The 19135-nt window shown below is 65.3% G+C and carries 19 protein-coding genes; 18 read left to right on the top strand and 1 reads right to left on the bottom strand.

Features of this window, described 5'->3' with window-relative positions; genetic code table 11:
• Window positions 1–51 precede the first annotated feature (51 nt).
• The 5 genes from L3V85_RS16330 (at window position 52) to L3V85_RS16310 (ending at window position 3767) form a co-directional block, all read left to right on the top strand.
• Window positions 52–732, top strand: coding sequence for a response regulator transcription factor (locus L3V85_RS16330; RefSeq protein ID WP_237680103.1), 681 nt, complete (start codon window positions 52–54; stop codon window positions 730–732).
• Window positions 729–2159 (top strand): sensor histidine kinase, encoded by a 1431-nt coding sequence (locus L3V85_RS16325; protein ID WP_237680102.1) that lies wholly within the window; start codon window positions 729–731, stop codon window positions 2157–2159. The genes L3V85_RS16330 and L3V85_RS16325 overlap by 4 nt, the downstream gene beginning before the upstream one ends.
• An 18-nt stretch (window positions 2160–2177) precedes the next feature.
• Complete coding sequence (locus tag L3V85_RS16320) at window positions 2178–2612, top strand: RNA-binding S4 domain-containing protein (protein ID WP_237680101.1); 435 nt, start codon at window positions 2178–2180, stop codon at window positions 2610–2612.
• Between the two features lie 42 nt (window positions 2613–2654).
• Window positions 2655–3461, top strand: a complete 807-nt coding sequence (locus L3V85_RS16315) for a polyphosphate kinase 2 family protein (protein WP_237680100.1) — start codon at window positions 2655–2657, stop codon at window positions 3459–3461.
• Window positions 3462–3584: 123 nt separating this feature from the next.
• Entirely contained in the window at window positions 3585–3767 is a 183-nt protein-coding gene (locus L3V85_RS16310) for a hypothetical protein (RefSeq protein ID WP_237680099.1), read from the top strand.
• Window positions 3768–3792: 25 nt separating this feature from the next.
• On the opposite strand, the gene L3V85_RS16305 is transcribed toward L3V85_RS16310, so the two are convergent.
• Window positions 3793–4464, bottom strand: a complete 672-nt coding sequence (locus L3V85_RS16305; RefSeq protein ID WP_237680098.1) for a hypothetical protein — start codon at window positions 4462–4464, stop codon at window positions 3793–3795.
• Between the two features lie 132 nt (window positions 4465–4596).
• Here L3V85_RS16305 and L3V85_RS16300 point away from each other — a divergent pair, with 132 nt between their 5' ends.
• The 13 genes from L3V85_RS16300 (at window position 4597) to L3V85_RS16240 (ending at window position 19099) form a co-directional block, all read left to right on the top strand.
• Window positions 4597–5037, top strand: a complete 441-nt coding sequence (locus L3V85_RS16300) for a DUF3592 domain-containing protein (RefSeq protein WP_237680097.1) — start codon at window positions 4597–4599, stop codon at window positions 5035–5037.
• A 29-nt stretch (window positions 5038–5066) separates the two neighbouring features.
• Window positions 5067–5423: a c-type cytochrome gene (locus L3V85_RS16295; protein ID WP_237680096.1), complete on the top strand. Its 357-nt coding sequence runs from the start codon at window positions 5067–5069 to the stop codon at window positions 5421–5423.
• Window positions 5424–5591: 168 nt separating this feature from the next.
• Window positions 5592–7499: a sensor histidine kinase gene (locus L3V85_RS16290; protein ID WP_237680574.1), complete on the top strand. Its 1908-nt coding sequence runs from the start codon at window positions 5592–5594 to the stop codon at window positions 7497–7499.
• Window positions 7500–7636: 137 nt separating this feature from the next.
• A complete protein-coding gene (locus tag L3V85_RS16285) occupies window positions 7637–8476 on the top strand; it encodes a helix-turn-helix transcriptional regulator (RefSeq protein ID WP_237680095.1) in 840 nt (279 codons plus the stop codon).
• A 298-nt stretch (window positions 8477–8774) separates the two neighbouring features.
• Window positions 8775–9767: a class I SAM-dependent methyltransferase gene (locus L3V85_RS16280; protein WP_237680094.1), complete on the top strand. Its 993-nt coding sequence runs from the start codon at window positions 8775–8777 to the stop codon at window positions 9765–9767.
• A gap of 48 nt (window positions 9768–9815) precedes the next feature.
• Complete coding sequence (locus L3V85_RS16275) at window positions 9816–10628, top strand: hypothetical protein (protein WP_237680093.1); 813 nt, start codon at window positions 9816–9818, stop codon at window positions 10626–10628.
• 15 nt (window positions 10629–10643) lie between these two features.
• Complete coding sequence (locus L3V85_RS16270) at window positions 10644–10943, top strand: DUF1330 domain-containing protein (protein ID WP_237680092.1); 300 nt, start codon at window positions 10644–10646, stop codon at window positions 10941–10943.
• 80 nt (window positions 10944–11023) lie between these two features.
• The gene (locus L3V85_RS16265; protein ID WP_237680091.1) at window positions 11024–11926 is read left to right on the top strand and encodes a DMT family transporter; all 903 of its coding nucleotides are present in this window, start codon (window positions 11024–11026) and stop codon (window positions 11924–11926) included.
• Between the two features lie 24 nt (window positions 11927–11950).
• Window positions 11951–12676: an alanyl-tRNA editing protein gene (locus L3V85_RS16260; RefSeq protein ID WP_237680090.1), complete on the top strand. Its 726-nt coding sequence runs from the start codon at window positions 11951–11953 to the stop codon at window positions 12674–12676.
• 28 nt (window positions 12677–12704) lie between these two features.
• Entirely contained in the window at window positions 12705–13331 is a 627-nt protein-coding gene (locus tag L3V85_RS16255) for a Rieske 2Fe-2S domain-containing protein (RefSeq protein ID WP_237680089.1), read from the top strand.
• Between the two features lie 279 nt (window positions 13332–13610).
• Window positions 13611–14765, top strand: coding sequence for an acetylornithine deacetylase (gene argE, locus L3V85_RS16250; RefSeq protein WP_237680088.1), 1155 nt, complete (start codon window positions 13611–13613; stop codon window positions 14763–14765).
• Window positions 14753–17533 (top strand): isoleucine--tRNA ligase, encoded by a 2781-nt coding sequence (ileS, locus tag L3V85_RS16245; RefSeq protein WP_237680087.1) that lies wholly within the window; start codon window positions 14753–14755, stop codon window positions 17531–17533. Before argE ends, ileS begins: the two co-directional genes overlap by 13 nt.
• Window positions 17534–17731: 198 nt before the next feature.
• Window positions 17732–19099, top strand: coding sequence for an NHL repeat-containing protein (locus L3V85_RS16240; protein ID WP_237680086.1), 1368 nt, complete (start codon window positions 17732–17734; stop codon window positions 19097–19099).
• The last annotated feature ends 36 nt before the right edge of the window (window positions 19100–19135 follow it).

Genomic DNA, 19135 nt, shown 5'->3' with positions numbered 1-19135 from the left:
GCTGTCCGACAAACTGGGGAAAACACCGAAGCCTCCCCCACCCGTGACCGTATGAAGCTGCTGCTGGTCGAAGACGACCCCTCGATGCAAATCACCCTGCAGCGCACCCTTGGCCGCCAGCGGATCGACGTGCGCGTGTGCGGCGACGGCGCCGAAGCCGTCACCATGTGGCGTGCGCTGGAGCCCGACGTGGTGGCGCTCGACCTGAGCCTGCCCAACCTCGACGGCCTGCAGGTGCTGGCCCAGGCCCGGGCCGAAGGGCTGCGCACGCCGGTGCTGCTGCTGACGGCGCGCGGCACCGTCGGCGACCGCATCATGGGCCTGAACGCCGGCGCGGACGACTACCTGCCCAAGCCCTTCGACCTCGACGAACTGGAAGCGCGCATCCGTGCGCTGCGCCGCCGCAGCCACGGCGTGATGACCGACATGGGGCTGAACCCGCAGCAGATCGGCGGGCTGCGCTTCGAGCCCGCCAACGGCGCCATCTACAACCGGGCCGAGCTGCTCGAGCTCACGCCGCGCGAACTGGCGCTCCTGAAGGCGCTGATGATGAAGCCGGGCCACGCGGTGACCAAGGAGCGACTGTTCGAGCTGGTGTTCCCGGGCGAGACCGAGGTGCAGTACGAAGCCATCGAGGTGGTGGTCTACCGGCTGCGCAAGAAGCTGGTGGGCACCGGCGCCGTGCTCATGACGATGCGCGGGCTGGGCTATCTCTTGCGACCGGAAGCATGAGGCATATCTCCTCGCTTCGCGCGCGGCTGCTGCTCGGCATCCTCGCGCCGATTGCCGTTTTCATCGTGATCAACAGCGTGAGCCTGTACCGCCAGAGCCTGGCCGCCGCCACCACCGCCTACGACCGCACGCTGCTGGCCTCCGCCAAGACCATCGGTGAGCAGCTCGACGTGGAGGGCTACGACGAGATGGCGCAACTGCGCGCGATCGTGCCCTACTCCGCGCTCGAGGCCTTCGAGGCCGACAACCGCAGCCGGCTCTTCTACCGGGTGTCGGCGCTCGACGGCGAAATGATCTCGGGCTTTGCAGAACTGCCGTTCTGGCGCGGGCGCATCCCCGACCGCAGCGCGTACGCGGCGCTGGTCGATTTCTACGACGCCCAGTTCCGCAACCAGCCGGTGCGCGTGGCGGTGCTGCTGCAGCCGGTGGCCAGTGCGCGCGGCCGCGGCATGGCGGTGGTGCAGGTGGCCGAGACGCTCGAGATCCGCGAGACGCTGGCGCGCAAGCTGCTGGTCGACACGCTGTGGCGGCAGTTCCTCTTGATGGGCGTGATCGCGCTCGCCACGCTGTTCGTGGTGCAGCGCGCCACGCGGCCGGTGCGCGAGCTGGGCGAAGCCATCGAGAAACGCGCGGCCGACGACCTCTCGCCCATCGACGCGCCCGACGCACCGCGCGAGCTGCGCCCGCTGATCGACGCCACCACCGAGGTCATGGGTCGGCTGCAGCGGCTGCTGGACCACCAGAAGCGCTTCGTGCGCGATAGCGCGCACCAGCTGCGCACGCCGCTCGCGGTGCTCAAGGCGCAGGTGCAGTCGGCGCGGCGCGGCGACGTGGCGCCGGAGCAGGCCCTCGGCGAAATCAGCCAGACGGTGGAGCGCGCGACCACGCTGGCCAACCAGATGCTGTCGCTCGCCAAGGTCGAGCAGTTGCGCCAGCAGCCGGAATCGGTGGCGCTCGACCTGGGCGCCATCGTGCGACAGATCGCGCTCGACCTGTCGCCGCTGGTGGCCGACAAGGCGCTGGACTTCGAGCTGGCCATCGACGCGCCGGTGGTTGTGCGGGCCCACCAGTGGATGCTGCAGGAGCTCACGCGCAACCTGCTGCACAACGCGATCAAGCTGAGCCCGACGGGCGCGGCGCTGTCGGTGTCGGTGCGCGGCGAGGGCGACGAGGCTGTGCTCATGGTGCGCGACGACGGCCCGGGCATCGCGCCGGAGCTGCGCCAGCGGCTGTTCGCGCCGTTCTCGGCGGGCAGCGCTTCGAGCGGCTCGGGGCTGGGGCTGGCGATCTGCCGCGAGATCGTGCTGGCGCTGGACGGGCGCATCGCGCTGGACAACCGTGTCGCGCCCGCCACGTCGGACAGCGCCGCACGCGTGGTCGGGCTCGACGCGGTCGTGCATCTGCCGCTGTGGCGGCACAATTCCTGATATTCACTCCTGAAATCCATGGAACGTCTGCGCATCGACAAATGGCTCTGGGCCGCCCGCTTCTTCAAGACGCGCTCGCTGGCCGCGGAGGAAATCGGCAAGAACCGCGTGCAGGTGAACGGCGACGTCGCCAAGGCCTCGCGCGAAATCAAGGCCGGCGACACCGTCGCCATGCGGCTGGGCGCGCTGACCCGAACGGTGACGGTGCGCGGCCTCAGCGGCCAGCGCGGACCGGCGCCGGTGGCGCAGCAGCTCTATGAAGAAACGCCCGAGAGCATTGCCGCCCAGGCCGCCTTCCGCGAACTGCGCCGCATGGGCAGCGAGCCGGCCCTGGCCATCGAACAGGGCCGCCCCACCAAGCGCGACCGGCGCGAGCTCGACGGCGCGGCGCGGCACGCCGAATGGGACAGCCGCTGGAGCGCGTCGCTCGACGCGGACGACACCGAACGCTGATCGCTTACGCTGTGGGCTTTCTTTCTTCGAGGAACCCGTTGCATGGCCAGCTTCAAGAAATACCGCGTAGGCGACAAGTTCAAGCTCTCGCACATCGACCCCGACGACACGCCCTTCTGCGAAGGTGACGAAGCCTCGCAGCGCGCCGAAGTCGACGCGCTCGCCGTCGAGCTCGACGAGCTGCAGGACCTGCTGCACGCCGAGGGCCGCCGCAAGCTGCTGCTGGTGCTGCAGGGCATGGACACCAGCGGCAAGGACGGCACCGTGCGCTGGGTGTTCTCGCGGACCTCGCCGCTGGGCGTGCGCGTGACGGCCTTCAAGGCGCCCAACGACGAAGAGCGCGCGCACGACTACCTCTGGCGCTGCCACGCCGCGGTGCCGCGCACTGGCGAGATCATGGTGTGGAACCGCAGCCACTACGAAGACGTGCTGGTACCGGTGGTCGAAGGCTGGATCGACAAGGCCGAAGCCAAGCGCCGCTACGCGCAGATCAACGACTTCGAACGGCTGCTGACCGAAACAGGCACGGTCGTCATCAAGTGCATGCTGCACATCGACAAGGACGAGCAGCGCGAGCGCCTGCAGGCGCGCATCGACACGCCGGGCAAGCAATGGAAGTTCAGCATGGACGACCTGCGGGTGCGCACCAAGTGGAACGCCTACCAGCAGGCCTACCAGAGCGCGCTGGCCGCCACCTCGACCGAGCACGCGCCCTGGCACGTGATACCTGCCAACAGCAAGCGGCACCGCAACGTGATGGTCGCGCAACTGCTGGTCAAGACGATGCGGCAGATGAAGCTCAAGCCCCCGCCGCCGGACCCGGCGCTCAAGGGGATGATCATCAAGTAATGCCTGCGGGACTTCTTTGGTGTCCCCTTTGTAAAGTGCGACTTCGCCTACGGAGCCGCCCCGGGCAGCCCACTAAGCTGGGCTTCGTACCGATCCAGGTGCAACCCAAAGAAGGACTCCAACATGAAAAAAATACTCTTCGCACTTGCAGCCTGCATGCTCGCGTCCACTGCGGCCATGGCCCAGCCCATGCCGCCGCGCCACGGCCCAGGCTACGACCGGCCGCACCATCGCCCGCACAAGGTGTGGGTGCCGGCGCATCGCGAGCGCGGCCACTTCGTGCCGGGCCACTACGTCTGGCGTTGAGCGCAGACGCTAGAAGTAGAAGGGCTCAGGAGCGGCGGATCAGCGCCTGAGCCAGCACGCGGCACTTGCCGAACTCGCAGCGCACCGCCCAGGTGGAACCGTTGTCGCAAGGCACGTTATAGGTTTCGTAGCCTGGGCCCTTGGCCGTGAGTTCGGCGCGCGGCTGCAGCTTGCAGCGGCCGGCCTTGGCCAGCATCTCGACGTTGTAGGTGTCGACACCGGTGCGGCGCGGCTTGTACACGACGCCCGGGTCGAAGGTGTTGCCGTAGAACGAGTCGCGCACGTTGGGATCGAGATTGCGATAGCCGCGCTTGGCCATGCAGTGGACGATGGCGATCTGCTGATGCTCGGCCACCAATGCGGCGGAAGGCTGACCCGCGAAATCGACGGCCGAAGTTCCGATGCCGGCCACTGCAAAGCCGGTGCCCATGCCTTGGCTGTACCAAGTGACGAGCCCCACCCCGATCGCGGCCCACATCAAATCGGTGTTGGCCTCGCTGCGCGCGACGATGCGCGTGGCTGCCTCGCGGCAGGCGCTGACGTCGCTGGCGTAGCGCGCCCTGTCCACGCCTTCCATGGCGACATTCGGCACATAGGAGAGGCCGGTCCCCGTTCCGGGTTCGGTCGGCGTCATCGGCTGGCTCGCACATCCGGCCAGTGCGACAGCGGCGGCCGCAATGCTCAGCAGGAACTTCATGGGAATCCCTCGTCTTCTAACGATTGTTCGAAGGATTTAACCATACATATAGTTACTCTTGAATCGCCTTGTCGCGAATGAACGACGTCCAGGATTTGCGACGATGAGGCGATTCCATCAGCCGCCAGCCTCATGAAGATAGAGACTTTCGCCAAGTTCTTTTTCGCGCTCATCGGCGGCGCGCTGCTCGTGCTGTGCTGCTATCTGCTCTTCGGCAAGCTGCAGTTCATTGCCTCGGCCGACCGCGTGCAGGGCCAGGTGGTTGAGTTGCAGCATGTGCGAAGCAGCAACAAGAACAACACTGACGGCACCTGGCGGCCGCTGGTGCGCTTCAAGGCGCCGTCAGGGGCGCTGATCGATTTCACCACCTCGAGCAGCAGCGGCACGCCGCGCTACGAGGCCGGCGAGAGCGTCCAGATCTACGTCCAGCCATCGAACCCGACCCATGTGATGCTCGACGACGCGTTCGAACTGTGGGGCGGTCCGGCCATGGCGGGCATCATCGGCGCCGCCTTCCTGCTGTTCGCGGAAATCCTGCGGCGCATCCAGCGCGACCTGAAACCCGGCACCTGATCCCTCATTCCCCTCGAGCTTTCCCGTTCATGCCTTCCCGCGAAAAGCGCCGTCCGGCCCGACTCGTCCTCGCAAGCGCCACCCTTCTTCTGCTGGTCGCCCATTCGATCACCACCACGGCCCAGACGCCACCCGCCGACCTTGCTCGCAAGAACGGCTGCTTTTCCTGCCACGGCCTGGTCCACAAGCAGGTGGGGCCGGGCTTTGCGCAGATCGCCGAGCGCTACCGCGGCGACAGCGACGCCCCCGCGCGCCTGACCGAAAAGATCCGCGAAGGCAGCGTCGGCACCTGGGGCCGGGTCATCATGCCGCGGCAGGCCCATGTGTCGGAGGCCGACGCCCGGGCGCTGGCGCACTGGGTGCTGTCCCGGTCCGCCGCGCGCTGAAAGCCGGCCGTCCCTCCTGGTCAAGGCCGCGAGGGAAAACAAGATTAGTAACAAAGAGCGAAAATGGGTTACATACGCGGTGCGCCAGTTTCAGGCGCACCACCCGAACGCTCTGCCTTGAACTCCCGCCCCGCGCCCTTCTTCGCCAATGTGGTGCTCGTCCTGTCGATGACGCTGCTGGCCGTCATCGGCGCCTTCTTCGGCGGAAGCTCCGGCCTGCAGAAATCGAATGCCGCGCTGCACCTGAAGCAGGCCGACTGGCAGGTCGAGGACACCACGGGCTTCAGCGCACCGCCCCTGCGGCAGCAAGCCGGCGACCTGCCCGATGCCTGGCAGCCGATCGAGCTGCCGCTGGCCCCGCCCATCGCACTGCTGCGCCAGGCCGACAGCGACGCCGCCGTCGGCATGTCCCGCGCGGCCCGTCCGACGCGCACCACCTGGCTGCGGGTCTCCACGCGGCACCTGCCACCCTCGAACGGTCCCCTGGCGCTGTACGGCGCCCGCATCAAGACCGACGGCACCGTCGCCGTCTATGCCGACGGCCGCCTCGTGCACCGCGCCCAGCAACTGGGCCCGCTGTGGAACAGCACCCGCACCCCGCTGTGGGTCGAGCTCGACCGTGGCCCCGAGAACACCCCGCCGCACGAAATCCTCATCCGCCTGGAGCACTCGCGCAACGCGCAGATCGCGGTGTCCTCGCTGTGGGTCGGCCCCATCGAAGCGCTGCGGGGCCGCCACGGCCTGCGCCAGTGGCTGCAGCAGGAACTGCCGGCAATGCTCAGCGCCGCCTTCATGGCCGTGGGCGTGTTCGCGCTCTTCGTCTGGCTCAGGCGCCGCGACGAAGTCGGCTACCTGCTGTTCTTCAACCTGTCGGCCACGTCGTTCATGCGCGGCCTGCACTTCTACGTGGGCCAGCCGATCGCCAACGACTGGTTCGCGTGGCTGACTGTCAATTCGCTGTTCTGGCTGGTGCTGGTGGTGCATTTCTTCCTGCGACAACTGCACCAGCGGCGGCTCAAGTGGCTGACCTGGGCCGTGGTGCTGGCCACCAGCGCGGTCGGCGTGCTGACCATGCCCGGGCTGAACCTGGTGCAGAACACGCCGCGCGTGACGCCGCTGATCTACGCGGTCGCGGCCCTCATGGGCACCGCCGTGTGCCTGATCGGCAGCATCAGCGCATGGCGCCGCTCCACGGAGGGACGTCTGGTGGCGGCCGGCATCGGCATCTGCGTGCTGCTGGGCATCACCGACTGGCTGCTGCAGAACAACTTCATCAGCCCCGAAGGCTGGTACCTGGGCGCCTACACCAACGCCGTGAGCTTCAGCGTGTTCGGCGTGCTGATGTACCGGCGCTACGTGCATGCCATCGGCGCGGTCGAGCAACTGAACGACAGCCTGGCCGAGCGGCTGCGCAAGCGCGAGGCCGAGCTCGAGTTGAGCCACCAGCGGCTGCGCGATGTCGAGCGCCTGCGGACCATCAGCGAAGAGCGCCAGCGCCTGATGCAGGACATGCACGACGGCCTGGGCTCCTCGCTGGTCAGCGCGATCCGGTCGGTCGAGGGCGGCGGCATGAGCGACGAGAAGGTCTCGCAGATCCTCAAGAGCTGCCTCGACGACCTGAAGCTCACGCTCGATTCGCTGGAGCCGGTCGATGCCGACCTGCTGCTGCTGCTCGCCACCCTGCGCTACCGCCTTGCGCCGCGGCTCGAGGGCACCGGCGTGTCGCTGCGCTGGGAAGTGCAGGAGCTGCCCGCCCTGCCCTGGCTCGACCCGTCGAGCGCGCTGCACATATTGCGCATCGTGCAGGAGAGCATCTCGAACATCCTGCGCCACACCCGTGCGACCGAGATCCGGGTGGAGACCGCGCTGGTTGACTCCGGCGTGCGCGTGACGATCGAGGACAACGGGCCGGGCTTCGACGTCGACAAGGTGCTGGCCTCGCCGTCGGGCCGGGGCATGCAGAACCAGCGGCGGCGGGCGCGGTCGATCGGGGGCGCCGTCAGCTGGGAATCGCGGCCGACGGGAACGCGCTTCATGCTGTGGCTGCCGCTGATACGCGAGGCCGAGGCCGCCTAGGGCGGGCGCGAACAGTGGAAAATGGCACAGCGTTTGCTTGATCGAAGCTTCGCGACGGCTTCGCTCACCATTTAGGTGCCACGCAACCGGTCGGACGCATGAAGCGTCGCAACCGTCGACCCGAACGGAGGCTTTCGTTGGCAAGGCTTGACCCTCGGAACACTTCGCGCTACTGGCATGTGCCCGACCTGCCGGGCATGGACATGCTGCATGCGGATTTCACGACGCATGAATACGCACCCCATGTGCACCATTCCTTCGTGATCGCGGTCACCGAGGTCGGCGGCGCCGAGTTCAAGAGCCGCGGCCGCACCGACATCGCCCACCAGCAGGCGCTGCTCGTCTTCAATCCTTCCGAGCCGCACTCGGGCCGCATGGGCGGCAGTTCGCGGTGGCGCTATCGCGCCTTCTACCTGGCCGAGCCGGGCATCCGGCACCTGCTGACCACACTGGGCATCGACCAGACCCGGTACTTCATGTCGAACATCCTCGGCGACCGGGAACTCATCGCGAGCTTCCTGGAGCTGCACCGTGCCTTCGACGGCCACAGGGAGCAGTGGGATGCCCTGCGGCAGCAGGAGCTGTTCGTGCACAGCTTCGGCAGCCTCTTTCAGAGCCACGGGCAGGCCGGCCAGCGCGTGCTCGGCGTGCCGGCGGATGCGCAGGTGCTCGCGCCGGTACTCGAACTGCTGCACGACGCCTTCGCGGAGCGGCTGACCCTGGAACAGATGGCCGCCGCCGCCGACCTGACGCCGTTCCAGCTGATCGGCGCATTCAACCGCACCATCGGCCTCACGCCGCACACCTATCTCACGCAGTTGCGGCTCAGGGCGGCCATCGCCCAGCTCGCGGCGGGCCGGCCGCTGATCGAAGCCGCCATTGCCAGCGGCTTCTACGACCAGAGCGCGCTCACCAAGCATTTCAAGCGCACCTTCGGCATGACGCCTCTGCAGTACGTGCGCGCCGGCATGTGCTGACGGGGCGCCGCCCCGGCGCCCTGGCCCCGAACTGAAGGGCCTTTCCTTCGCCGCCTGAACGGCATCTTCAGGCTGGCGCCATTCGCGACGCTGCCTGCGTTCGCCACCCTCAAATCTTCTCGCAGCCTTTATGCGCCGCGAAATCTCCGCAATCCCGCTTTTTTGCATTGCGGGCTTCTTCACGCCCGCAATTTTTACCAATACGAAGCCCGGCACGCTGTCTATCGTGCAATCGAACGGTCTCACTTATCGCAAAGTAATCCTTTTATTTTCACAACACTGAATACACAGGTGGCACATGCAAAATGTTGATCGCGGCATTACCGGTTCTTCGCTCGCAGGCTCTGCAATCCTGCTTGAAATAGGCGCGGAATACGGAATTATCGAAACCCTCCAGAACTCGCCCGTGCTGGACGCCGCCACGGTGTCCCGCTCGAGCGGAATCAAGGAACCCGTCATTGCCGCCTACCTCGATTCCCTGAGCAAGGCCGGGATCATCGAGGAACTGGACAAGAAGCCGACGGCCACCTACAGGACCAGCAACCATTTCGACGAACTGATCAACGAGGTGGGATATCTGTCCTGGGCGCTGCGTGCCTGTGCGCCGCTGATCAATAACGCAAAAGAATTCTCCGAGAACAACGAGGAGGCGCAGCTCAAATATCCCCGCAGCGGCGGATTGGTCGCGCGCACCTCGAAATGGATGGGCGAGAAATCGTTCTATCCGCAGCCGGAAAACGCCATCGTGGCGATGGCGCCCAAGAAAATCGTCGACCTCGGCTCCGGCTCGGGCGGATTCCTGATTCGCATGCTCCGGAAAATCCCAGGCTCCACGGGCATCGGAATCGATTTGAGCCCATCGGCCACCGAACAAGCGGTGCACGCGGCCAGCGAAGCGGGAATGAGCGACAGGCTCCAGTTCGTGACCGCGCCCATTCAGATCCTCGTGACGGACCCGTCGCTCATACGCGATGCGGACATCATTCATGCCGGTTTCGTCATGCACGATCTTCTTCCCGCCGAGGAAGAAACGCTCGATGCACTGCTGCGCGCGTGCTGCGCCAATGCAATCAAGGGCACGCTGATCATTGTCGATGCGATACCGGTCGCCCAATCGAATTGGGAAAAGCCGTTCGCCGCTGCATTCAACCACCTGCACAACCATTTCATGTCCAGAAAGCTCCTCAGCGAAAAGGAGTGGACTGAAAAATTAACCCGCGCCGGTTTTTCCAACGTGCGGATTGAAATCCTCGATCACCCTGGAGGGCGAATGCTGATGGCAAGTAGATAATTAATTTCCCCACTGTATTTTTTAACCGCATGTAATTAGGAGCAAGAAATGAGCGTTACCATTTCCGATCTGGTTGATAGAGTTAAAAATCACCGATGCTATTCCCACCCGATTTTCAACAATTGGGTGAAGGTCGACCCCGAACCTCCCGTCGTGGGGGCCCTTTTCCACCAGATCCAGAGCTTTTGCGCATCCACGCGCCCCGGCTGGAATTTTCCGGACGCCCTCAAGGAGCACGGCCTGCACCGGCAGAGCGAGCTGCTCGAGGAAATCGTCGAAAGCGAATCGGGGCACGGCCCGGAACTGGCCACGATGGCGGGATACATCGTCAACCAGTCCGCCGAAGCGCCCGTCTTCTCGGACCTCTACAACCAGGAACAAGTCGAGGCCAAGCTCAAGGACTTCTCCAACCAGTTGCTCGGCTCCCTGCCCGGCTATGACCTGAAGACCGGCATGACGGCGCAGGTGCGCAAGGCCATCGGTGTCTTCGAGCACCGCAAGCTCACCGACATCGAAACCACCTACCGCAACCTCGGCACCACGCTGGCGCTGGAGATGATCTCCAACCAGCAGCTGATCCCGGGCGAAAAATACTGCCTGGTGGACAGCGGCATCTACGACGCGCCGCTCGACGTGCCCGAGATGCACTACCTGCTGGAGCACTGGGGCGAAGTCGGCGCCGAGCAGCATCACGAGCAGAACGCCCGCACCGCGGTGGAACTGGCGCTGAAGACGGAATACGCCCACCTGGTCGTCGAAGGCGCCGACGACTTCCTGGACTCGCTGACCGGCCTCTGGGACGTGCTGGACGCGGCCCTGCTGCGGTCGGGCGTGTCCGAGAAGAAGGCCGCGTACGTCTGAGCGGCCGGCACAGCGATGGTCGCCTATCTGATTGGCCGGATGTCCATCGTGGACCCGGATCAATACGACCAATACAAGCAGCTCACGCCCGGGATCATCGAAAAATTCGGCGGCAAATTCCTGACGCGCGGAGGCGATCGCATGCATCTGGAAGGCGCTCCGGACGATCGGCGCGTAGTGCTCGTGGAATTCAAATCCGCCGATGCCGCGAGGAAGTTTTACGAATCGCCGGAATACACCTACGCAAGAGGATTGCGCGAGGGCGCCGCGGCGGACATGCAACTCATGGTGATCGAGGGATTTGAAGGGCGGTGAATTTCGCCCATCCCATCAAAGCTCAATAAAACAAACCGACTGGCACGATCGATGGAGACTCGATCGTGTCGGAATTGAATATGACGACATCCATCGCACTTCCCGCCACTTCAAAAAACAGTCTATTTTCCTTCGTTGCGCTGTTTCTCGGCGCGGCGGCATTGGCGCTGGGCGGCGTCTTTCTGCGGCACAGCGAATTGCCCCCGACCGCAAGCGCGGTCTATCGCGTCGCGCTGGCCATTCCAATCTTCTTTCTGCTCGACATGCTTGCCGCAAGATCCGAACCGGCCCAGCCCGCGGAGCGCAGGCCGCTCATACCGGTCAAGCTCATCCTCGTGGGATTCATCTTTTCGGGGAATCTGGCGCTCTACCACTGGTCGATGACCCTGACCACGCTGGCCAACTCAAACTTGCTGGCCAACCTCGCGCCGATCTTCGTCGTGCTCGGTTCCAACCTGTTCCTGGGCAAGAAATTCAACTCCGGGTTCCTGTTCGGAATGCTCTTCGCGCTGGCCGGCGCATTCATTCTCATTGGCCATCGTCTCGATTTCGGCTCCAGCTACATGGCGGGAAATCTGCTGGGGCTGCTGACCGCCGTGTTCTATGGCTCCTATCTGCTGGCGGTGAGCCTGGTGCGCTCCAACTACCGGACGATGACCGTCATGGCGTGGAGCAGCGTCGGCACGCTGATCGTCCTGCTGCCCATCACGCTGCTGCGCGGCGAGTCGCTGGTGCCGCACACCTTGCACGGCATGTTGATGCTGCTGGCACTGGCGCTCATTTCCCATGTGGGCGGCCAGGGCCTCATCGCCTATGCGCTGGCCAAGCTTCCGGCGGCGCTTTCCTCGATCACGCTGCTGATTCAGCCCGTGATCGCGACCGTGCTCGGCGCCTACCTGTTTCACGAGTACCTGAGCGTCACCGAATTCGTGGGCGGCGTGATCATCCTGGTCGGCATCGTCACCGCACGAAAGTTCTCCTGAGCGTCCCGCAAATCCGAGGAATTCATGTCAACTTATCTTTGCCACACCGAGCCCGATTGCCTCCAGTTCGAAGCCAACGTCATAGCGCGCCGCGCGAATGCCGTTCTTCTCGACCGTTCGTATTTCTATCCGGGCGGCGGCGGGCAATTGGCGGATCGCGGCACGCTGCGGTGGAACGGCGGCGAGCTCAGGATCAGCCACGTCGAAATGGAAGGCGGCAACGCCTGGCATTGCTTCGACGAAACCGAAGCGGCCGCCGTTCCCGGCGAGAAGATCGTCGCGAGCGTGGACCCGGAGTTCCGCTTCATGATGAGCCAGCTGCATACGGGCCTGCACATCCTCAATGCGCTGGTCTATCAGCGCTTCGAGGGCTCGCTGGTCACCGGCGTGCAGATGGCGGCCGACGGCACCGCCCGCATCGACTTCGACCTGCCCGCGGCCGACAACAACGAACTGCGCAAGCTCGAGCCGGAACTCAACACGCTGATCTCCGACGGGCTGCAGGTGAACGCGGTGTACCTCGACGCGGCGTCGCTCGCGCGCGAACCCGGCGTGCTGCGCAGCCGCTCGGTCGCGCCGCCGAGCCAAGCCGACGGCAGCACGCGCATCATCGAGATCGTGGGGCTGGACCGGCAGGCCTGCGGCGGAACCCACCTCTCGAAGACCTCGCAGTCGGCACCGCTGCGCATCCTGAAGATCGAGAACAAGGGCCAGCACAACCGGAGGATCCGGATCGGCCTGGTCAAGTAGCGTCGGGCCGAACATGCCGAGCGAAGCGATGACCACCGGCGCGCTGCCTGAAGGATTCCGGCCGGCGAACTGCAGCTTCTCCGACGACGACTGGCCGGTGCTCGCCGCGCAGTGGTTTCCGGTCGCGCGTGCCGACGCTGTGCTGCCGAAGCCGGTGCAACGGGTCCTGCTGGACGTGCGTCTGGCCGTCTACCGCATGCGCGATGGAGTTCGCGTCGGACGCGACATGTGTCCGCACCGCGGGCTGCCGCTGACCACGGGGCGCATCGAGGGCGACGAACTGGTCTGCGCGTACCACGGGCTGCGCTTCGGCCCCAATGGCCAATGCCGCAAGGCGCCCGAAAAACTTGCATTGAAGACGCCGGAGTGCCTGAGGATTTCGATGTTTCCGGTGGTCGAGCGCCACGGCCTTATCTGGACATGCCTGATGCCCGGCGGCGAGCCGAAGATCCCCGTCGTTCGGCACGAAACCTCGGAAGTCTTGCAGAGCGGATTTGCATCGCCGATCAAACTTCAGAACGAAGTTTTCATGGACGTGGAAAAACTCGATTTTTCAGACAACCACTTTGCGCTTCGAAAAATCGCGCTGAACGAGTACCAGAAGCTGTTCCACGCGATGGGCCTCAGCATGCAGCTCGACGGCGAATGCATCTAGCCGCCGCACTCGAAATTTTCACCAATATCGCTGCGTCTCCCCCTGTCATGCTGCATCACACAGCAAGGCAATCACATGACGCAAACACTTCGCCAATCCAGCCCTGAGGTCCTGCTCCTCGATGACGCGGCGCTCGATGTGCGTCCCGTTCCTCTATTGCTATATCTGCACCGCCTTCTGTTGTTTCTAGCTTTTTTCTGTCCGTTTGCTTCCCAACAAATTCCATAGAGACAAGATGACTGTCCTTTTTTCCGAATCCCGTCGGGCAAGGGGCGCCGCATGACGACCGTCGACATCCTGCGGACCCTGGTGGCCTTCGACACGACCTCGCACCGTTCGAACCTCGAGCTGATCCACTGGGTGGCCGACTATCTCGCGGCGCATCGGGCGAAGGTGCAGCTCGTGCACAGCGAGGACAAGCGCAAGGCGAACCTGCTCGCCACCATCGGCCCCGACACCGCCGGCGGCATGGTGCTGTCGGGGCACAGCGATGTCGTGCCGGTCACCGACCAGAACTGGAGCGCCAACCCGTTCACGCTGGTCGAGCGCGACGGCCGATTCCACGGGCGCGGCGCGGCCGACATGAAGGGGTTCATCGCCGCCTGCCTGTCCGCGGTGCCGTCGTGGCAGCAACGCGCATTGAGCCGGCCCATTCATCTTGCGTTCTCCTACGACGAAGAGATCGGCTGCCTCGGTGTGCCGCGCCTGGTGAACCGGCTGAAGACCCAGGTGGAAGCACCGGCCCTGGCCATCATCGGCGAGCCGACCGAGATGCGGATCGGCGTCAGGCACCGGGGCTTCTTCGGGCATCGCGCGCTCTTCAGCGGCCTGCCCGCGCATTCGAGCGATCCGTCGCTCGGCGCCAGCGCGATCGAGCCCGCCGCCTATCTCGTCACTTGCCTCGCGGGGCTGCGCCGCAGCCTTGCCTCGCGGGGCGGCGGGGCCACGCTCAACATCGGCCGCATCGACGGCGGCACGGCGATCAACATCGTGCCGGGCTGCTGCGAAGTGCTGTGGGAGTTTCGCCCGCAGGACGAGACGGCGGCGGAGCTGGTGCGCGATGCGGTCCGGGGCGCGCTCGCCGACCTGCCCACCGGCGTCACGGTCGAGGCCTTCCAGGTCGCGGGGGTTCCTGCGCTTTCGAGCCGAAACAACGACATGGCTGTCTCGGTCGCGCGCGAACTCGGCGCGCTCTGGCCCGAGGCCGATCTGCCCTTCGGCACCGAGGCGGGCTTCTTCCAGCAGGTAGGCATTCCGACAGTGGTGTGCGGCCCCGGCTCGATCGCGCAGGCGCACCAGCCGGACGAATGGATCTGCGCCACGCAGCTGCAGGCCGCCGATCGCTTCATGCAGTCGGCCGGCGCATGGGCAATGGCGCCCACCACCGCTTTCGCTCCCACCACTTCCAAAGAAAAGACCCGATGCCCGACCTGAAAGACACCCTGAACCTATTGAAGACACCGTTCCCGATGAAGGGCGACCTGCCCACGCGCGAACCCGAACTGGTCAAGCGATGGGCCGAGCAGCGCGTCTACGAACGCATGCGCGCCGCGGCGGCCGGACGCCCTCCTTTCATCCTGCACGACGGGCCGCCCTATGCGAACGGCGACATCCACATCGGGCACGCGGTGAACAAGGTGCTCAAGGACATGGTGTTCAAGAGCCGCTTCTTCGACGGCTTCGATTCGCAATGGATTCCCGGCTGGGACTGCCACGGCATGCCCATCGAACACCGCATCGAGCAGACGAATGGCCGGGGCCTGCCGACGGAACAGGTGCAGCAGCTGTGCCGCGATTACGCCTTGCAGCAGACGCAGAGCCAGAAGAAAGACTTTCTGCGGCTGGGCCTCCTGGGCGACTGGGACAGGGCCTTTCGCACCATGGACTTCGAGACCGAAGCCAACGAGATCCGCTTTCTCGACCGCATCCGCCAGCGCGGCCTGCTGTTTCGCGGGCAGAAGCCGGTCAACTGGTGCGTCGATTGCCAGTCGGCATTGGCCGAGGCCGAGCTCGAATACGCGCCCAAGCGCTCGACGACCGCTTATGTCGGCCTGCTGGCGCTGGACGCGGTCGATTTCGCCTCGCGCTTCAAGTGCCAGCCCATGCCGGGCAAACAGGCCCGGTTGACGATCTGGACCACGACGCCGTGGACGCTGCCGGGCAACGTGGCGGTGGGCCTCGATCCTCGAGCCAGCTACGGGCTGTACGACACGCCGAACGGCATGCTGGTCATGGCGGCGGAAACCGGCGGGAAGCTGCTCGCAGGGCTCGGCATTGATCACGAACTCTGCGCAGTCGCGCCCGGCCTCGACCTCGTCGGCCTGCGGCTGAAGCACCCTTTGCTGGACACCGAAGTGCCTCTGGTGGCGGCCGACTTCGTTTCGCTGGACACCGGCACAGGGCTGGTCCACCTGGCACCTGCGCACGGCGCCGAAGACTTCGAGCTGTGCCGCAGCCTGGGCATTGGCGGCGAGAACGTGATCGACGGTGCCGGGCGCTTCGTGGCCGGGCTGCCGATGGTCGGCGGCATGGGGCTCGAGGAGGGCAGCAAGCTGATTCTCGACATGCTGCAGGCCGACGGCTCGCTGCTCAAACAGGAGCGCATCGAGCACTCGTACCCGCACTGCTGGCGCCACAAGACGCCGATTCTGTTTCGCTCGACGACGCAGTGGTTCATCGGCATGGACCGCCGGGCGACAGGCGACACACGCACGCTGCGCGAGACCGCGCGCGAAGCGATCAGGGACGTGCCGTTCTACCCCGCGTCGGGCCGCTCGCGCATGGAAGCGATGATCGACGGCCGGCCCGACTGGTGCGTTTCGCGGCAGCGGACATGGGGCGTTCCGTTGCCCTTTTTCGTGAGGCGCAGCGACAAGTCGCTGCATCCGCAGACCGCGCGCCTCGTCGAGGAAGTGGCGCTGCGCATCGAGCGCGAAGGCATCTCTGCCTGGACGCGCCTGAAGCCCGCCGACCTGGGCGTTGACGAGGCCGAATACGAAAAGCTCTCGGACACCCTGGACGTGTGGTTCGACTCCGGCTCCATTCATGCCACCGTGTACCGCGACGCCCGTCGCCCCGACGCGCACGGCTATCCCGCGGACCTGTATCTGGAAGGCTCCGACCAGCATCGCGGCTGGTTCGGCTCGTCGCTCATGACCGGTTGCGCGGCCGATGCACGCGCGCCGTTCAAGGCAGTGCTGACGCATGGCTTCGCCGTCGACGGTGACGGCAAGAAGATGAGCAAGTCGCTGGGCAACACCGTCAGCCCTCAGCAGGTGGCCAGCACGCGGGGCGCCGACATCATCCGCCTGTGGATCGCGAGCACCGACTACTCGACGGACATCTCGGTGTCGGAGGAAATCCTGGACCGCGTCGTCGAGATGTACCGGCGCATCCGCAACACAATCCGCTTCCTGCTGCTGAACGTGTCGGACTTCGATGCGACCGCCGACTGCATGCGCGCGCAGGATCTCGAGAGCGTCGACCAGTACGCGATGCTTCGCTGCCGCGAGCTTGCCGAGCAATGCCGCAAAAGCTACCGGGAGTACGACTTCGTCGCCGTGACGCGGCTGCTGCACGGCTACTGCGCGGACGAGCTTGGCGGGTTCTACCTCGACGTGCTGAAAGACCGGCTGTACGCCAGCGCGCGCGACAGCCGCGAAAGACGCTCCGCGCAGACCGCGCTGCACGCCATCTTGAAGAACCTGCTGCTTCTGACGGCGCCGATCCTCAGCTTCACCGCGGAAGAAGCCTGGGCTGTGCTGTTCAAGTCGCAGGAAGACAGCGTGTTCGTCCACATCTGGGACGAGGCCATGCCGCCTCGCATCGACGACTCGAAGGTTTCGGAGTTCTGGCGGCAGGTGAGGCTGCTTCGGCCCAACGTGATGAAGGCGATAGAAGACATTCGCTCGTCAGGCGCCATCGGCCGATCGAGCGAGGCGAGCATCGTCATCGAAGCGCCTGTGGGAATCGTCGAATCGCTTGCGCTGCTGGGCTCGGAACTGCCGTCGATCTTCATGGTGGCCGACGTGGCGCTCAAAGAGAGCGATGCCGTCGAGGTCAAGGTCAGGCGCACCTCGTCGCTGCGCTGCATGAGATGCTGGCGGCACGACGCCACGGTGACGGATGACGCCGAGCAGAAGATGCTTTGCGGGCGGTGCCGGACGGTGTTGTCCGGCCTCCTGGAGTTGAACGACGCCTGAGGCGCACGCCAATGCTTCCATCCTGAAGATGAAGCCGTCTGAGCCGGCCTTTCAGTCCCCTAGAAATATCAGAAATACCCAATTCCAGGGATAGGCGCGGAACGTCGCTGTTACAAAAATCAACAACTAGAAACTCTCTTGGAAGCTTGGGCTCCAGGGGAGCTTCTTGTGTGCCAATAAATTATTAAGGGGCAGAGGATGACGTTTCAAGCAAGTTTCTTCTATGGGCGCTGCGGCGCCGTTGCCGGTGCGATTGCGCTGTTGGCGTCCTGTGGCGGCGGAGGCGGAAACAACGGTGGGGGCGCTTTTCTTCCAATAGTGCCCCCCGTCGTCACAAAGTATGTGGTCGGCGGCACTGTGACCGGATTGGCCGGCAGCCTGGTGCTGCAGAACAACGCGGGCGACGACCTTCAGGTGACGGCCGACGGCAAGTTCAGCTTTGCCACAGCAATCGCAGCGGGATCGAATTACGCGGTGACCGTGCGCACCCAGCCCTTCTGGCAATTCTGCACAGTGACCAAGGGCAGCGGCACCGTCACGGCCGACGTCGGCGACGTGGCCGTGGCCTGCTCGGCGGCCAAACCACAAGTGTCGACACTCGCCGGCTCCGGCGCCTCCGGCGCGCTTGACGGCAAAGGCACTGCGGCGACTTTTGCCGACCCCTTCGGCATCGTCATCGACAAGAACGGCGGCCTGATCGTGTCGGACGTGGCCGGCAACCGCGTGCGCAAGATCACGGCCAATGGCGACGTCACCACCTTTGCGGGCGACGGCAAGTTCGAGACGATCAACGGCAACGGCGGGGTTGCCTCGTTCAACGCACTGACCGCCATCGCCCTTGCGCCTTCTGGCGATCTCTACGCCGCGGAATTCTCCGGCAACCGCATTCGCAGGATCACCCCGGCGGCCGACGTCACCACTTTCTTAGGCACCAATACGGCTGGTTCGGTCGACGGCAACGCCGCGACCGCCAGCTTCACCGGCCCCATCGCGATGACGGTCGACGGTGCCGGCAACCTCTACCTGGCCGAACTCAACACTTCCTTGATCCGCAAGATCACGCCGGCGGGCGACGTTGAGACGCTGGCCGGCTCCGGCGGGTTCGGCTATGCCGAGGGCACCGGCAGCGCGGCGTCGTTCTACCGGCCCTACGGTATCGCGGTCGACGCCGCGGGCGACATCTTCGTGGCCGACAGCGAAAACAACCGGATCCGCAGGGTGAAAGGGCGCGTGGTCACGACTTTCGCGGGCTCGGGAGCACCAGGCGCCGCGGACGGCGAGGCCCTCAGTGCAACCTTCAATCGCCCAGGCGGCCTGGCCTTCGACACCGCCGGCAACCTCTATGTAGCCGACACGAGCAACAGCATCCTGCGCAAGATCACGCCGCAGGGCGTGGTGTCCACGGTGGCTGGCCAGGCCGGCGTGATGGGCTCGCAGAACGGCATCGGCTCGGCGGCAACGTTCAGCCAACCGTCCGGCGTGGCAGTCGCAGCCGACGGCACGATCTATGTGGCCGATACCCTGGGCAATCGCATCCGCAAGATCGCACCAGTCGGCGCGCCCTGAGCGGCACGGCCGGAGGTCAACGTCGCACCGCTCGCG

The sequence above is a fragment of the Variovorax paradoxus genome (genome assembly GCF_022009635.1).
In the GTDB taxonomy this organism is placed as follows: Bacteria; Pseudomonadota; Gammaproteobacteria; order Burkholderiales; family Burkholderiaceae_C; genus Variovorax.
Note: the sequence above shows the minus strand (reverse complement) of the source record. Positions and strands in the feature narration are given on the sequence as shown.

Coding starts and splice junctions, on each gene's coding strand:
- L3V85_RS16320 (WP_237680101.1), top strand. CDS start 2,178: ATGGAACGTCTGCGCATCGACAAATGGCTCTGGGCCGCCCGCTTCTTC.
- L3V85_RS16280 (WP_237680094.1), top strand. CDS start 8,775: ATGCAAAATGTTGATCGCGGCATTACCGGTTCTTCGCTCGCAGGCTCT.
- L3V85_RS16290 (WP_237680574.1), top strand. CDS start 5,592: ATGACGCTGCTGGCCGTCATCGGCGCCTTCTTCGGCGGAAGCTCCGGC.
- ileS (WP_237680087.1), top strand. CDS start 14,753: ATGCCCGACCTGAAAGACACCCTGAACCTATTGAAGACACCGTTCCCG.
- L3V85_RS16315 (WP_237680100.1), top strand. CDS start 2,655: ATGGCCAGCTTCAAGAAATACCGCGTAGGCGACAAGTTCAAGCTCTCG.
- L3V85_RS16330 (WP_237680103.1), top strand. CDS start 52: ATGAAGCTGCTGCTGGTCGAAGACGACCCCTCGATGCAAATCACCCTG.
- L3V85_RS16300 (WP_237680097.1), top strand. CDS start 4,597: ATGAAGATAGAGACTTTCGCCAAGTTCTTTTTCGCGCTCATCGGCGGC.
- L3V85_RS16305 (WP_237680098.1), bottom strand. CDS start 4,464: ATGAAGTTCCTGCTGAGCATTGCGGCCGCCGCTGTCGCACTGGCCGGA.
- L3V85_RS16325 (WP_237680102.1), top strand. CDS start 729: ATGAGGCATATCTCCTCGCTTCGCGCGCGGCTGCTGCTCGGCATCCTC.
- L3V85_RS16260 (WP_237680090.1), top strand. CDS start 11,951: ATGTCAACTTATCTTTGCCACACCGAGCCCGATTGCCTCCAGTTCGAA.
- L3V85_RS16265 (WP_237680091.1), top strand. CDS start 11,024: ATGACGACATCCATCGCACTTCCCGCCACTTCAAAAAACAGTCTATTT.
- L3V85_RS16295 (WP_237680096.1), top strand. CDS start 5,067: ATGCCTTCCCGCGAAAAGCGCCGTCCGGCCCGACTCGTCCTCGCAAGC.
- L3V85_RS16240 (WP_237680086.1), top strand. CDS start 17,732: ATGACGTTTCAAGCAAGTTTCTTCTATGGGCGCTGCGGCGCCGTTGCC.
- L3V85_RS16275 (WP_237680093.1), top strand. CDS start 9,816: ATGAGCGTTACCATTTCCGATCTGGTTGATAGAGTTAAAAATCACCGA.
- L3V85_RS16255 (WP_237680089.1), top strand. CDS start 12,705: ATGACCACCGGCGCGCTGCCTGAAGGATTCCGGCCGGCGAACTGCAGC.
- L3V85_RS16270 (WP_237680092.1), top strand. CDS start 10,644: ATGGTCGCCTATCTGATTGGCCGGATGTCCATCGTGGACCCGGATCAA.
- argE (WP_237680088.1), top strand. CDS start 13,611: ATGACGACCGTCGACATCCTGCGGACCCTGGTGGCCTTCGACACGACC.
- L3V85_RS16310 (WP_237680099.1), top strand. CDS start 3,585: ATGAAAAAAATACTCTTCGCACTTGCAGCCTGCATGCTCGCGTCCACT.